This window comes from Variovorax humicola, from assembly GCF_037889915.1.
Lineage (GTDB): Bacteria > Pseudomonadota > Gammaproteobacteria > Burkholderiales > Burkholderiaceae_C > Variovorax > Variovorax humicola.
In genome coordinates this window covers 1-13,228 of sequence record NZ_JBBKZV010000044.1, presented here as the reverse complement: position 1 = coordinate 13,228, position 13,228 = coordinate 1, and the positions used below count along the sequence as shown (strand labels likewise).

The window sequence follows — 13,228 nt, the reverse complement described above, 5'->3', positions numbered from 1 at the left end:
GCAGCTTTGCCAACCGGTCACGATCCAAGGCCGCGCCATCGCCAAGAGCTTCTGGGGCAAGGCTTGGTGCGACAACCTGGCGTCCTACAGCGACTTTGCGAACCGGCTGCCGCGCGGGCGGACCTACGCGCGCAACGGCTCTGTGATCGACCTGCGTATCGACCCCGGCAAGGTACACGCGCTCGTTTCCGGCTCCGAGCTCTACAGCGTCGAGATCGGTGTGCACCCGCTGGAGGCGAAGGCGTGGGACGCGATCATCAGGGAATGCTCAGGCAAGGTCGCGAGCCTGATCGAGTTGCTGCAGGGCCGTCTGTCCCAGGCGGTGATGGAAACGGTGACGCGCCGTGGCGAGGGGCTGTTTCCGCTGCCGCGGCAAATCAGCTTGCGCTGCAGTTGCCCGGACGCGGCATCCATGTGCAAGCATGTCGCGGCGACGCTGTACGGAATCGGTGCTCGCCTGGACGATGAGCCGGAACTGCTGTTCCGGTTGCGCCATGTGGAGCCGATGGAACTGATTCGACAAGCCGCCAACCTGCCGACGATGGCGCCACCCGGCACGGAAGGTGCCTTGGACAGCGCCGATCTGTCGGCCCTGTTCGGCATCGATCTCGACGATACATCCACCGCGCCAGTAGCGCCAACAGCGCCACCACCGTCGCCCGCCGCGGCGCCATCGCGCAAGCGCTCGCGTGAGCCGCAAGTCGTCGATCCGCCAGAACCGCCGTTGTCGGCGAAGAACAGCAGGGCCGCAGCACCGCGCCGTGCGCAAGGCAAGGCCGTTACAGCCGCTGAGCTGATTGCGCGCGGCGTCGCGCGGCACATGATTCAGACCTGGATCGCTTCCGGCGTCCTGCTGCGCACCGGGCAGCGCGGCGTGTACCGGACAACCGCACAGACTGAAGCGCGAATCGTTGACTATGCGGCTCGGCCCGCTCGCAGCTGAGTTGCCCTTTCCGGGACCGACGTGAGTTCGGCCCGTACTCGCGGGCGATCCGGGACGCCGCGACGTTTTGAGAGCTGCCTGCAGCACGTTGGAGTGCAAGGCTGACTCAAATCGACGGAATTCACGCGTGCCCTAAGGAGAGCATCCAGAAGTTGGGGGTGTGCAGTGCAACAAATCTCTCCACGGCTACGCTGCGAGCGGCGCTTGATCCAGAGCGCCGAAGCGCGGATACCACTGCTGGAACGATGCTCGTAGCTCGCCGTTCAAGACCTGGGTTCGGACCTGAAGCAACATATGGGCTCCGCGCGGGGTCCAACGCATCTGCTGCTTCTTCACGAAACGCTTGGCAACTACCTGGTTGACCGCCGATTCGACAAAACCGGTGGATATTCGCTCTCCGCATCGGTACCGCTCGCCGTAGTTGACGATCGCGCCGCCATTGTTGTCAATGTATGTCGCGAATTCGTCAAGCGCTCGAGCGAGCTTCTTGAGCACGACCGAGGGTGGCTGGCCCGTTTCTCGATCCTTCTCACGCAGATCTTCGATCTCATAGAGCAAGTCGTTCAAGGCGTCGTCAGCACGGATCACGTTTCCATGCCACAGGAACTATTTGACTCGCTCGATGTTCCTGAGGAGGTCCTCTTGCTTCGAACTGTGCAAACCCCGTGTCGTCTGCAGTAGCTGCTCGATGCGCATCGCGACGTGAAACCAGTCCAGGATGTGCTCGGACCGCGGATGAACAAATGCGCCAAGCTCGCGTACCGTGTCGCCGCCGTCGCAAAGGAAGGTGATGTGCTGGCGGGGCAGGATGCCCTGCGACTCCAGCACGGTACGCAGCCGGCGCTTGGGTTTCGGGTCCACCCGATGAACGAATGCGAAGACCTTCGCCGTGCCTTCCTCAGGAATGCTCTTTCCGGCGATGACCTCGAAGCATCCGTTGGCACCGGGCCGACGCTCGCGACCGCGGATGTAGCCTCCGTCCAGTCCGACTGTGATCGGGGCACCAGGCTCGGGCGACGCCTCGATGTCACGCTGGCTGCCGCCGTCGTAGGCGAACTGTTCGGGTCCGAGCTGCGCCTCGAGTCGCTCAGCAGTTGCCAGGACGTGTTGGCGGATGGTCTCCTCATGCAACCCTTGCTCGACCGGCAACACCTCCTGCAGCAGCGCCCTGACGGCCGCGAACGAGACATGTGCTGCCCACTTGGCCTCGAGATAAGCCAGTTCCGGCGAGGTGTGCACCGTCAGGAGTTCGCTCAACGGGCAAAACGTGGCCTCCGGGCATTGCTCGCAAAGGCAGCGGTGCCAACGCGGGGAGATATCCCCAAAGGCAGTGCGAAAGCGCAACGGATGGTAGCCCTTGATCGCCCGCGGCCTCCCACAGGTCGGACACGCCCGGTGGTCGGTCAAGTAACGCTCCAGCTGCTCTCGCACGAGCGTTTGCTGGAGCTGCCCGAGCATGGACTTCGCGTCGCCGAGGGCGAGTCCAACGTCTTGCACCTGCTCACATGGGCGATCAATGGCGTGAATCGGCAAGGTGAAGGGCCGCGACCCGGCCCCCTCAATACGGATCTGAACGGTGACCTTCATCTGCAGCCCTTTCCTTGGATGGCGGAGCCAGAGCAGCAAGCCTGCGGTTGATGGCGCGCCGGTCGAAGCGCTCGGGGTGGTAATGACTGAGGATGTCGCAGTCCTCGTCGTCTACTTCGTCGGCAAGGCCGTCGAGATCGAGATGGGCGCGTGACAAGCTCTCGCCCATCAAGGCGAACCGGGACCGATTGGCCATGAACGCGTGCGGGCCGCCACAATCCTCCGGAGGCGCGGCGCGCCGGCCTGCGATGCACACCGGATACACCCGCTTGGGGTCGATGAGCGAGGTAACCTCGATGCGCAGATCGTGCAGCCACCCGTCGCCGAAGTCGTATTCGTAGGTAAATCGTTCAAGGCGCCGCAGCATTAGTTGGCCGATCAAAGCCTCGTGCGCGTTGGTGTCGAAGAACGCGCCGCCATCCTGGTGAATCCCGTATGGGCGGCCGCGGATTTCGAAGCGGTGCAGGTGCATGTCCTGCCAGCCGAACGCGACCTGCAGGATTTGGTGCAGACGGGCGATGCTGGTATCGCTTCGCACCAGCAGGCGGCGCCAGATCAGAGGGCTGATGCTGCGCAACACAACACGCAGCTGCAGGACTTCTTGGCCCAATGACGCCCCTGTTTCCATCTCTGAAGCTTACTTTGCTGCACCGCACACCCCCAAGAAATGGATGCTCTCCTGCTCGAATGGTTCGCCTGCATCACCCGGGCAACTTCGACGATGCTGGCGGCATCCTCGACCACATGCGCCGGGCGCAGGAACGCGTCTTCGACGCGCGACATCGGCAGCCTGCATCTCGCGCTGGCCGTGGCGCTGGGACAGGGCGCCGAGCTTGTTCGACAGGTCGGAAAACAGCAGGGATGTCCTGGCACAGCAAGAAGGTGGCGGGAATGCCAACGACCTCGATGGCGGTGTCCACGCCATGTTGATTCGTGAGCTTCATGACCTGCTGCGCCGCGTCGCCGGCGCTGCTGTTCACCGTGGCCGTCACACCGAAGCGCTTGCCGACGGCAAGCCGGTTGTCGTCCAGGTCGATCATGATGATTTCGGCCGGCGAATGGAACTGGGTTCAGTCGCAATAAGCTGACGCTGGTACCCTGAAGGCCGGATGATGTCAGGTACGAAACGGTGATTGAAGCGCTGCGCAAGGTGATCAAGCGGATGCATTACCCGCTGGAGGTGATGCTGGTCTGCGTGCAGATGGTATCCTTCAGGGTTTGGAGTGGGCCGCCCGCGTAGCTGATACGCTGTCACGCAGTCTCCGAGCGGAGGTGATGCGATGGACAGCACCGAGCTTTATCGACAGCTGCTGGGCGTGACGACACCGTGGACGGTCCAGCGCGTGGACATGGACGTCGCGCACCTGCGGGTGGACGTTCACCTGGCGACGATCCTGCGTTGGATGCAACGATTCGTGCCGGAGTTTGAGAAGCGCTGGAATCGATTCGCGGGCAAGGCTGGTCGATCGCACCGCCTCAAAGCGTCGCCTCCGTATTTGGCCGCTCCCGACACACACCGCTCGACGGGGTTGAGATCGAACGCGAGTGGCACATCGGTGCCCGCAAGCGGCCGCCACGAATGAGAGGGAGTTCACGTCCGCGCAGGGACGACCGCATCGTCAGATCGGCGCGAAAAGGCACACGCTTTGCTCTGCGTACGCAGACTTCCCCTCACTGGAGCGAGTGGCGCGGTAGCCGGGTGGTGAAAACGCAACCCGTGCCCGGCACGTCCCGAACAGTCAAGGTGCCAAAGTCGGCCTCGATGCTTTGGCGCGCAATGGAAAGCCCCAGACCCAGGCCCGACCTGTCATGGCTATGCTGGCTGAAGGGCGCGAACATTGTTACGGCGCTTCCGGGCGGCAGCCCGCCGCAGTGATCTTCGACTTCGATCAGGACGTGTTCGCCGGATCCATGGACCGTCAGGGCAACAGTGGTGTTGGCGCGCGTGAACTTGAAGGCGTTCTGCAGGAGGTTTGCCAGTGCGCCAAGCAGGAGTTCGCGATTGCCGTGGACAGCCAAGAGCGGATCAATGGGTGGCACCTCCAGGACGCACCCTGCGGCGCTTGCGCTGAGCTGCGCCGCCGCATGTGCGTCCTTGATGAAAGAGGCGACTGAAAATGTCTGGCGCCGGCCCGGTAGTCCATCACGTACCTCGGCGAGTCCCCGAGTGATCAAGGCGCTCATGGTCGACAGACTTCGTTTCAGCACGGCTCCGGTGGCGCCGCCCACTGTCATGTTCCCCAGTTCGAGGGCGTGGATCGCAAGCGTTGCCGTTCCCAGGGCATTGCGCAGTTCGTGGACCAGGAATCCGAAATGCTCGTTGGCGTCGAGGCTGTGCTGACGGGCAATCTGCGTATCCCGCTGGAAACTGAACTCGGTGACAGCGCCCGCAATGGCATTGTCCAGGCAGCGATTCAACGTGCGGAATTCGCCGATGGCGAAGGGGGCTTCGCGCTCAAAGGCCAGATCCGTGATCGCCTGGCAAAGGTCGCCATAGTCGTGAACGACCTGGTCCACCGTGTAGCCCAGTTCCAGCAGTGCCTTGCCATGGGCAGTGGCGCCCACGCCCATCTCCGACAAGGCCAGCGAGTCCCCGCCCGATGGACCGGAGATCCTAATGCTGTCGGCGAGTTTGTCATCCTCTTCCGCTTCAAGGGTTCTGATCAGCTGGTCAATGAACAGCGGGATGCCATTGGCCAACTGTTGTTCCGTGGCGGCGCGCTGGGGCCGCTGCGCAACCTTCGACTTGCACCGTGAAACCAGCTCCTGCCGGTTGTTGGAGAGAAAGTTATGCATGCTTCTGTACTTGGCTTTTGCCGGTTCATTCATCGAACGCCGCCCATTGTGTTTCAAAGGCGTACTGCTTCTTCTTTACCCGCTCAAGGCAAAATAGTCGGTGCGGTATCGTACACAGAGGCCGGGTGCGTGCCGCACTCACGAGCAAGACCTTCCCGCAGGCAGCCGCAGTGGCTGGTGCGGCGCAGTGCGTCATGCCTCGCGTGCCGCTGTCTATTTCGCGAATTCGTCGGGAAGCAGGCGGTCGTACTCTTTCTTGACCACTGCATAGCACTCGCAGGATCGTAGTTCCAGCTTCTGGCGGTCAAGGACTGTGATATGACCGCGAGCGTAACGAATTACACCTGCCGCTTGCAGGTGCAGCGCTGCCTCGGTCACCCCTTCGCGCCGCACCCCCAACATGTTGGAAATCAACTCCTGGGTCATCACAATCTCGTCCCCGGTCAGACGATCCAAGCTGAGTAGAAGCCAACGGCAAAGTTGCTGGTCCAGAGAGTGGTGGCGATTGCATACCGCCGTCTGTGCCATCTGAGTGATCAGCGCCTGGGTGTACCTCAGCAAGAGGTGCAGCACAGGGCCGGCCCGATTGAACTCCGCCTTCAGCGCCTCAGCAGGGAGCCGGAACCCGGTACCGGCGCTTTGCACCACCGCACGATTTGGCGTGGATCCGCCTCCCATAAATAGCGATATCCCAACGATGCCCTCGTTGCCGACGACTGCGATCTCGGCCGAAGCACCGTTTTCCAGAACGTACAAGAGCGAGACGATCGCGGTGGTCGGAAAGTACACATGATGAAGGGTCACCCCTGACTCGTACAAAACGTGACCGAGCGGGAGGTCCACGCGCTCAAGAAGAGGCAGCCAGCGCCGGAGTTCGGCGTCGGGGAGCGCCGCGAGCAGGTGATTTGCTCCGGTATCAAGGACTTCATCCATCTCAGAGTCCACACCATTCGGGCGCCGGCGATCATCTAGAGGAGCCCGCTACGACGCCGTACCTAGTATAGATATCTGGAGCGTTTTTATGTACGCAATTCAAATGAAAAACAGCGATCCGTTCTGCATCAGCGACGCCGGAGTTCGTCGATGGGGCGGCGCGGCGCGGCGCCGCGCGGCGCGCGCTGTCACGGTGCTTGGCGGTTGACGATATGCCTCACCTCCGCTATGGCTGGCCCTTGCGCTTCACCTTCACCCAGTCGGAGGAGCGCATGCCTGCCCGGTATATGCTCGTGAGCCGTTTAGCCCTTCGGGCGCCGTTTCGGGGTGCGTGTCCAGGTCGGTATAACTTTCCGCTCCGTCCAATCTATTTGGACAGTCTTGAGCGTTGACCGCGAGGATGTGCAGCACGTTTCACATTGGCAGGCCATGTTTGGCCAGACAGTAGTCGAAGAACTCTTCGAGCTCGGTCGACTTATCGAAAACCTGGTCGGCGCCGGCCTCCTTGCACGCTATCCGCGTTGCCTGGGTGGGGTAGTTGGTCAGCACAACCACCCGTTGATCAGCCTCTCGCCCATTGCACCACCGGACGACGCCAAGGCCGGTGCCTTGCTTCAGGAAGAAATCGACTACAGCGAGATTCCATTCGCCCTTGTGCCGGGCGAGCCAATCGACCGCCTCTTCTTCGGACTCGGCCGTGCCCATGACGGTCGCCGAGCCCAACTCCGCCAGTGCCGGGATCAGGTTCTCTCGAATGGTCTTGTTGTCTTCGACCAAGAAAACGGAAGTGGCCATGTGATCCCCAGTAGTGTTCTCACGCTGGAGCGATCGGGAGGATATTGGGGTGAGCGTTCAAGCCCCTCGGACGTAGGAGGCCCTCGCGACCAATTTGGCCGAGTGTCAAAGGGCATGCGCAAACGGCGGTGGGTTCGCATTCCAACTTTGCGTTGCTATGTGCGCTACCGTACGCGCCAAGGCATCGTGCCTGGCGCGATGTAAGGTCCCAATGACCACGCAACGATTGAGGCGTAGCAGTTGCCGGAGAAAACCCACGCCTTCGCATTCGGCTCCGAGTTTCGAAGTCAACCACTCGGCAATCTGACTCGCTGAGCGGAAAGAGCATCCACGACGGTTCTGTCGCAATAGCGAAGGAGTCGGCGCTGGTACGCTGGGGGTATAGACGATGACGGGACAAGACGGTGATTGAAGCGCTGCGCAAGGTGATCAAGCGGATGCATTACCCACTGGAGGTGATGCTCACCTGCGTGCGCTGGTACGCGGCTTACCCTTTGAGCTTTCGGCATATCGAAGAGATGATGGGCGAGTGCGGCGTGCCCGTCGACCACGCCACGGGTCATCGATGGTCGATCAAGATCCTGCCGGTGCTCGCAGCGGCGTTTCGCCGACGCAAGGGTCCGGTGGGCGCAAGTTGGCGGATGGTCGAGACCTACGTCAAGGTCGCGGGTCAGTGGAAGTATCTGTACCGAGCGGTCGACCGCGATGGCGATACGATCGACTTCCCGCTTCGTGCCAAGCGAGATCACGCGGCCGCACGCTGCTTTTTTGAGCAGGCCATCGGTCTGCACGGTGTGCCGCAGACGATCACCATTGACAAGAGCGGTGCCAAAACGGCCGCCATTGAGAGCATGCGAGCCGACTCCGGTGCGCCCATCGAGATGCGCCAGTCGAAGTACCTCAACAACATCGTCGAACAAGACCATCGGGCCGTCAAACGCATCGTGCGGCCAATGCTCGGCTTCAAATCTTTCCGCTGCGCGCGAGCGCTCATCGCCGGCATCGAGACGAATGGAATGGACGCTTCCCGCCCTCGAAACGGAGAAAGGTGCGCAAATTCTGTCGGTGTCGGTTCCGGGCGGATCCTCCCGACTCACGACATCTGAAGAGCCTGGGGGTAAGAAGGAGATCTTCACAGGCTAACCGGAGATTTCGAAATGAATGCTACTGCGATGAATGCGGTCGGTGTTGATTTGGCAAAGAACGTGTTCGTGCGACCTGAAAGTCGCCTGAGTCTCTGTTTCACAGGAGGTAACTCTCGATGAAACCAGTTGTTCCATCAACCGTTCCCTATCCGGACATGCGGGGCCGGCAACGGCCCGGTGTGAAGCTCCGGAGACAACGTAGCCACCGAGTCATCGGTACGTGCGGCCGCGAGGCCAAGCGGAAACTGCCAGCACTGAGGCGGTAAGGAGCTAGGGACGATCGGCTACGACCAACGTATGTGAACTTCGAATTAAGTCGTGATCTTTGAACGAGCCAAAGGTGCTGACAGGCTCGAACCAAAACGGTGTGCGGTCAGGCGTACTCGCCGGGTACTTGAAGGATACGTGCGACACCGCACAGACTGATGCCGGACGGTCGCGCACCCTGAGCGCTTTAATGCAACGTGTGATGCACGATGACCCACACAGACAGGTTGTCATCATGAGCAAGAAAGAGCGTACGAATCGGGTTTTTGAGCGAGCGATTGCTGGGAGGGATCACACCGAAGACCCACCCCTGGCCGCGGACCCGGAGATCGACCCGCAACGCCGGTCTTCGATCGAGCACAAGCAATACAAGCAGCAACTGCGCCTGTTGCAGATTGAGTTGGTCAAGCTTCAGCGGCAACTCATAGCCCATGGCGACAGCATCCTGGTGGTGCTGGAAGGGCGCGATGCCGCCGGCAAGGACGGCAGCATCAAGCGCATCGTCGCGCACCTCAGCCCGCGCGAGACGCGTGTCGTCGCCCTGGGTCCGCCGTCCGACCGGGAACGCAGCGGTTGGTATTTCGCTCGATACGTCGAGCAGCTGCCCATAGGCGGCGAGATGGTACTGTTCAACCGCAGTTGGTACAACCGCGCCGGCGTGGAGCAGGTCTCGGGTTTCTGCTCACGGCAGCAGCATGAAGAGTTCATGGCATCGGTGCCGAAATTCGAGCAGATGCTGGTCAGTTCAGGTATCCAGTTGTTGAAGTACTACTTGGACATCGGGAGGGACGAACAGGCGACCCGGCTTGCCGATCGCTCGCGCGATCCGCTCACCAAATGGAAGATCAGCCCGGTCGATGCTATGGCCTTGAAGCGCTGGAAGGCGTATTCGAAGGCGCGCGACGAGATGCTGCTCGGCACCAACTCCGACATCGCGCCGTGGCACATCGTTCGCACCGACGTCAAGCACCTGGCGCGCCTGAACCTGATGCGCGATCTGCTGTCGAGGCTGCACTACCCGGGCAAGGACAAGGAACTCGTCAAGCCTGACCCGGACATCGCGTTCGAGTTCACGCCCGATTGCATCGACGGCCGCCGGCTCGTGCGCTGAGACTCGCGAGACTTGCCCGACGCATCCATAGTGGACCGCTAGCGGGGACGCGGATCGCGGCGCGTCCGGCCTCGTCGTCAGCGGAGACGGCGTCAACGATGCCCCGGCGTTTGCGCCAGGCACATAGCTCGGCAATTGGTGTCGACCGCCACCAAAGTCGGCGGGCGGGAGTGGTCCTGATCCTGCCGGTCTGGGCGGCCGAATGCGCCGTCACCGTGTAATGGGCCAGACAGGGCAGACCGGGATGAAGACACTCCGAAAGGGAACAAGAGCAGACAACCGAGCTCGATGTTCAGATGGGAATCTCGTGCGCGCAAGCGCTTTCCTATTTATAGCCGGAAACGTAGACCGGCCGTTGGTATTTGTCGTCCGGATGCCCGTATTCGGCGACTTCTCCATTGTGCCCGCTTCTTGAACTTGTCGACGGCGGATTGCGCCACTTCCAGTTCCGGATCTCGGACATGTCCTGCCCGTGCTGGCGGAAACGGCTGCGATCGTCGCGCTACTTGAACAATATGGTCGAGCAGGACCATCGAGGTGTGAATCGCCGGCGTTGAACTGCTGCATCGCATCCGCAAGGGACAGTTCAACCTTCGTCGGCTGCGCCTCAAAGGCCAAGGCGCGCCCGCGATCTGGATCGCCGTGCTTTCGGCTTGAACGGCGCAACGCACTTACGAAGTCGTTCGGTCGCGCGGAAAAATCGTTTCTTGCCCCGCAGACCCCTTTTCCTCGCCCCTTTAGTCTCGGGAAGCGACTCGCCCAACTGCTAGTACGTCAACACGTAAATAACGGAACATGATTACACTCCGCATGTCGCCACAAGACGTTTGGAGGTGTAGTCATGCGCCAAACAGAGTTGAAGCTGAGCCCGCAAGACCGTGCGACTGTGGAGGCGGTACGCGGCAAAGGGGTTCATCGCAGTCGGGAAGTCAACCGTGCTCACGTGCTGGCTTGCCTTGACGAGGGCATTCCCGAGGCGCAGATCCAAGCTGTGCTTGGAATTGGACGGACAGCCCTGTGGCGCGCGCGGGCCGCATATGTGCAGGGCGGATTGGATTTGGCGCTGTGGGACGTCGCTCGATCTGGTCGCCCGCGCCAGTACGACACGGATGTGGAGGCGCAAGTCACGGCGCTGGCGTGCTCGGGACCGCCAGAAGGACGGGCGCGCTGGACGTTGGTGGAACTCGAGCAGGCCGCCCGACGCGAAACTGGCAGATCCGATCTAAGTGGCGAGACGGTGCGCCGGATGTTAAAAAAAACGACCTGAAGCCCTGGCTCAGACTGATGTGGTGCATCGGCACTCTGACGCTGGAGTACCGACTTCGGATGTACGAACTGCTGGAGTTGTATGCACGGCCCCTGGATCCACGCGAGCCTGTCGTCTGCGTCGATGAGAAGAGTCTCCAGTTGCTCGCTCGCAGCCGCGCGCCACTGCTCATTGCGCAGGGCGCACCGATCAAGGAAGACTACGAGTACGTTCGCAGGGGGACAAGCAACTTGTTCGTCGCCATCGAGCCCAAGGGCGGACATCGCGAGGTTTCGGTGACGCAGCACCGTGGCAAAGCCGACTTCGTCCACTTCATTGCCGCGCTGCTCACTGGCACCTACGCGACCGCCAGGCGCGTCCATCTCGTGCTCGACAACTTGAACATCCACTTGCGAAAGTGTTTCGTGGACATACTGGGCCAACCCGCAGCCGGAAAGCTGTTGGGGCGCGTCGAGTTCCACTACACCCCCAAACACGCCAGTTGGCTGAACATGGCCGAGATAGAGATCGGGATCCTCAGTCGGCAGTGCTTGGATCGGCGCATGCCCAACAGAGATTGCCTGCAGTTCGAGGTCGACAAGTGGCAATGCGCTCGCAACGCTGCCCGCCGAACTATCCAGTGGAAGTTCACTCGTCAAGATGCAGACCAAAAACTTGGAACGCATTACGTTCCGTTATTTACGTGTTGACGTACTAGTGCAGTGCGCTTGAAATAGTGGAACTTAATCGATGGGGCACACTCCGACCTCGATGGAGGTCGCAGCCATGCGCATTGCCCCAAGGATCGAACTGGATGCTGCTGTTCAACGAGAGCTGACTGCCTTGGCGCGGCGAGGCCGCGTCGAGGCTCGTGTGCAGCAACGCGCCAGAATCGTGTTGTTGGCCGCTCAGGGCTGGCAGAACAAGGACATCGCCGCCGAGGTCGAGCTGGATCGGCGCCAGGTGTGCCTTGTGGCGCCAGCGCTTCCTGGAAGGCGGGGTGCAGGCCCTGATGCACGATGCGCCGCGCCCTGGGCGTACCCCCAGCGTGACCACCGCCGAGTTTGAATCGAGCATCGTGGACAAGACGCTGCACGACAGGCCTATTGCTGCCACGCACTGGAGCACGCGCACGCTGGCCGCGCAGCTCGGCGTGGGGCCGACAACCATTCGCCGCGTGTGGCAGCGCAACGGCCTGAAGCCGCATCGCCAGAGCAGCTTCAAGCTCTCGCGCGACCCGCGCTTCGAGGACAAGCTGCTGGACGTCGTGGGGCTGTACCTGAACCCGCCCGAGCGCGCCCTGGTGCTCAGCTGCGACGAGAAGAGCCAGATCCAGGCGCTCAACCGCACCCAACCGGGCTTGCCGATGAAGAAAGGCCGCGCCGGCACCGTCACGCACGACTACAAGCGCCACGGCACGACCACCCTGTTCGCGGCATTGAACACTCTGGACGGCACGGTGATCTCGATGTGCCAACAGCAACACCGGCACGCAGAGTGGCTGCAGTTCCTGCGCCTGATCCAGCGCAAGACGCCCAAGCACCTGCAGTTGCACTTGATCGTGGACTACGGCACGCACACGCATCCCGACGTGCAGGCCTGGCTCGCCAAGCACCCGCGCTTCGTCATGCACTTCACGCCCACCAGCGCATCGTGGCTGAACATGGTCGAGCGCTTCTTCCGTGACATCTCCGAGAACCGCATCCGGCGCGACAGCTTCACCAGCGTGCCCGAGCTGGAACTGGCGATCGATCTGTACGTGGCCCACCACAACGCCAATCCCAAGCCCTTCATCTGGACGGCCAGCGCAACCGACATCCTGGCCACGGTCACGCGAGCCAAGGCCGCGCTGGCGAAGAGCGCAAGATAAGTACATATCTGAGTGGCGCACTACACTAGACCGCGTCCAGCATGGCGTGCGCGGAGGCTCGCTTCGATCGTGCATCGCCGCGTGTTGTCGGTGCGCAGCGCGATGTGGAGAAGATCGAGTTGCGCGGCGCACTCCAGCACGACTGCCTGAAAACGGCGAATGTCCTCCGTCGAGGCTGTCGGCAGCGCCTCGGCGACTGCGGCTGAGCGCAACTGCGCCACGATGCCCGTCAACAAGTCGTCCGATCGCCGATTCGTCGCTCGCCGAAGCTCGCATCGGGGATGACAGTGCACCGACGTGTGTCTCCATGCGGCGCTTGAAGCCCGTGGAATCCGATGGGTTTATAAGTCTCAGCGTTCGCCGGACCGCGCCTTGGCGGCCAGATGGCCGCGGGCCGTCACTCGCATCACGATGGCATTGCCGATATAGGACTGGACTCCGTGAACCTGGTGCGTAAGCGGCAGATCGGCGTCGACCAGACCCGCTCTTCGAAGCGCCGCCAGTTTGTCTATCTCGCTGTCGTCAACGACCCTGG

At 61.8% G+C, this 13,228-nt stretch carries 14 protein-coding genes and 3 pseudogenes; 8 read left to right on the top strand and 9 right to left on the bottom strand.

Features of this window, described 5'->3' with window-relative positions; genetic code table 11:
• Positions 1–142 precede the first annotated feature (142 nt).
• Complete coding sequence (locus WKW80_RS33640) at positions 143–943, top strand: SWIM zinc finger family protein (RefSeq protein WP_340367925.1); 801 nt, start codon at positions 143–145, stop codon at positions 941–943.
• Between the two features lie 186 nt (positions 944–1,129).
• Here the strand turns inward: WKW80_RS33640 and WKW80_RS33635 are convergent, their stop codons facing one another.
• The 4 genes from WKW80_RS33635 to WKW80_RS33620 all read right to left on the bottom strand — a co-directional run bounded on the left by WKW80_RS33635 (position 1,130) and on the right by WKW80_RS33620 (position 3,570).
• Complete coding sequence (locus tag WKW80_RS33635) at positions 1,130–1,510, bottom strand: hypothetical protein (protein WP_340367924.1); 381 nt, start codon at positions 1,508–1,510, stop codon at positions 1,130–1,132.
• Between the two features lie 39 nt (positions 1,511–1,549).
• Complete coding sequence (locus WKW80_RS33630; protein ID WP_340367923.1) at positions 1,550–2,530, bottom strand: ISKra4 family transposase; 981 nt, start codon at positions 2,528–2,530, stop codon at positions 1,550–1,552.
• The gene (locus WKW80_RS33625; protein ID WP_340367922.1) at positions 2,502–3,140 is read right to left on the bottom strand and encodes a plasmid pRiA4b ORF-3 family protein; all 639 of its coding nucleotides are present in this window, start codon (positions 3,138–3,140) and stop codon (positions 2,502–2,504) included. Before WKW80_RS33625 ends, WKW80_RS33630 begins: the two co-directional genes overlap by 29 nt.
• 91 nt (positions 3,141–3,231) lie before the next feature.
• Positions 3,232–3,570: a zinc-binding dehydrogenase gene (locus WKW80_RS33620; protein ID WP_340367921.1), complete on the bottom strand. Its 339-nt coding sequence runs from the start codon at positions 3,568–3,570 to the stop codon at positions 3,232–3,234.
• A gap of 345 nt (positions 3,571–3,915) precedes the next feature.
• On the opposite strand from WKW80_RS33620, the pseudogene WKW80_RS37585 reads away from it, so the two are divergent.
• Positions 3,916–4,008: pseudogene (locus WKW80_RS37585) on the top strand (IS6 family transposase); the annotation flags it as partial.
• A gap of 193 nt (positions 4,009–4,201) precedes the next feature.
• Here WKW80_RS37585 and WKW80_RS33610 read toward each other — a convergent pair.
• From WKW80_RS33610 to WKW80_RS33600, 3 genes are all read right to left on the bottom strand, one after another.
• Entirely contained in the window at positions 4,202–5,326 is a 1,125-nt protein-coding gene (locus WKW80_RS33610; RefSeq protein ID WP_340367919.1) for a sensor histidine kinase, read from the bottom strand.
• A gap of 213 nt (positions 5,327–5,539) precedes the next feature.
• On the bottom strand, positions 5,540–6,259 hold the full coding sequence (locus WKW80_RS33605) for a Crp/Fnr family transcriptional regulator (RefSeq protein ID WP_340367918.1): 720 nt from the start codon (positions 6,257–6,259) through the stop codon (positions 5,540–5,542).
• Between the two features lie 414 nt (positions 6,260–6,673).
• Positions 6,674–7,054 carry a response regulator gene (locus WKW80_RS33600; protein ID WP_340367917.1) on the bottom strand — a complete coding sequence of 127 codons (381 nt, stop codon included), beginning with the start codon at positions 7,052–7,054 and terminating at the stop codon, positions 6,674–6,676.
• A 437-nt stretch (positions 7,055–7,491) separates the two neighbouring features.
• On the opposite strand from WKW80_RS33600, the gene WKW80_RS33595 reads away from it, so the two are divergent.
• The 6 genes and pseudogenes from WKW80_RS33595 to WKW80_RS33575 all read left to right on the top strand — a co-directional run bounded on the left by WKW80_RS33595 (position 7,492) and on the right by WKW80_RS33575 (position 12,693).
• Positions 7,492–8,160 (top strand): IS6 family transposase, encoded by a 669-nt coding sequence (locus WKW80_RS33595; RefSeq protein WP_422823022.1) that lies wholly within the window; start codon positions 7,492–7,494, stop codon positions 8,158–8,160.
• A 541-nt stretch (positions 8,161–8,701) separates the two neighbouring features.
• Positions 8,702–9,577, top strand: coding sequence for a polyphosphate kinase 2 (gene ppk2 / locus WKW80_RS33590; RefSeq protein ID WP_422823021.1), 876 nt, complete (start codon positions 8,702–8,704; stop codon positions 9,575–9,577).
• Between the two features lie 488 nt (positions 9,578–10,065).
• Positions 10,066–10,234: pseudogene (locus WKW80_RS37580) on the top strand (IS6 family transposase); the annotation flags it as partial.
• A gap of 184 nt (positions 10,235–10,418) precedes the next feature.
• Complete coding sequence (locus WKW80_RS33585) at positions 10,419–10,844, top strand: helix-turn-helix domain-containing protein (protein ID WP_340367915.1); 426 nt, start codon at positions 10,419–10,421, stop codon at positions 10,842–10,844.
• Between the two features lie 17 nt (positions 10,845–10,861).
• The gene (locus WKW80_RS33580; protein WP_340367914.1) at positions 10,862–11,533 is read left to right on the top strand and encodes an IS630 family transposase; all 672 of its coding nucleotides are present in this window, start codon (positions 10,862–10,864) and stop codon (positions 11,531–11,533) included.
• A 76-nt stretch (positions 11,534–11,609) separates the two neighbouring features.
• Positions 11,610–12,693 (top strand): annotated as a pseudogene (locus WKW80_RS33575) (IS630 family transposase).
• A 20-nt stretch (positions 12,694–12,713) separates the two neighbouring features.
• Here WKW80_RS33575 and WKW80_RS33570 read toward each other — a convergent pair.
• Complete coding sequence (locus WKW80_RS33570) at positions 12,714–12,926, bottom strand: hypothetical protein (RefSeq protein WP_340367913.1); 213 nt, start codon at positions 12,924–12,926, stop codon at positions 12,714–12,716.
• 117 nt (positions 12,927–13,043) lie between these two features.
• A partial coding sequence (locus WKW80_RS33565) for a hypothetical protein (protein ID WP_422823019.1) occupies positions 13,044–13,228 on the bottom strand: 185 nt, incomplete at its 5' end.

Excerpts from the sequence above, each read along its gene's own strand:
- WKW80_RS33630 (WP_340367923.1), bottom strand. The coding sequence starts at position 2,530 with ATGAAGGTCACCGTTCAGATCCGTATTGAGGGGGCCGGGTCGCGGCCC.
- WKW80_RS33620 (WP_340367921.1), bottom strand. The coding sequence starts at position 3,570 with ATGATCGACCTGGACGACAACCGGCTTGCCGTCGGCAAGCGCTTCGGT.
- WKW80_RS33610 (WP_340367919.1), bottom strand. The coding sequence starts at position 5,326 with ATGCATAACTTTCTCTCCAACAACCGGCAGGAGCTGGTTTCACGGTGC.
- WKW80_RS33605 (WP_340367918.1), bottom strand. The coding sequence starts at position 6,259 with ATGGATGAAGTCCTTGATACCGGAGCAAATCACCTGCTCGCGGCGCTC.
- WKW80_RS33600 (WP_340367917.1), bottom strand. The coding sequence starts at position 7,054 with ATGGCCACTTCCGTTTTCTTGGTCGAAGACAACAAGACCATTCGAGAG.
- WKW80_RS33595 (WP_422823022.1), top strand. The coding sequence starts at position 7,492 with ATGCATTACCCACTGGAGGTGATGCTCACCTGCGTGCGCTGGTACGCG.
- ppk2 (WP_422823021.1), top strand. The coding sequence starts at position 8,702 with ATGAGCAAGAAAGAGCGTACGAATCGGGTTTTTGAGCGAGCGATTGCT.
- WKW80_RS33585 (WP_340367915.1), top strand. The coding sequence starts at position 10,419 with ATGCGCCAAACAGAGTTGAAGCTGAGCCCGCAAGACCGTGCGACTGTG.
- WKW80_RS33580 (WP_340367914.1), top strand. The coding sequence starts at position 10,862 with ATGTGGTGCATCGGCACTCTGACGCTGGAGTACCGACTTCGGATGTAC.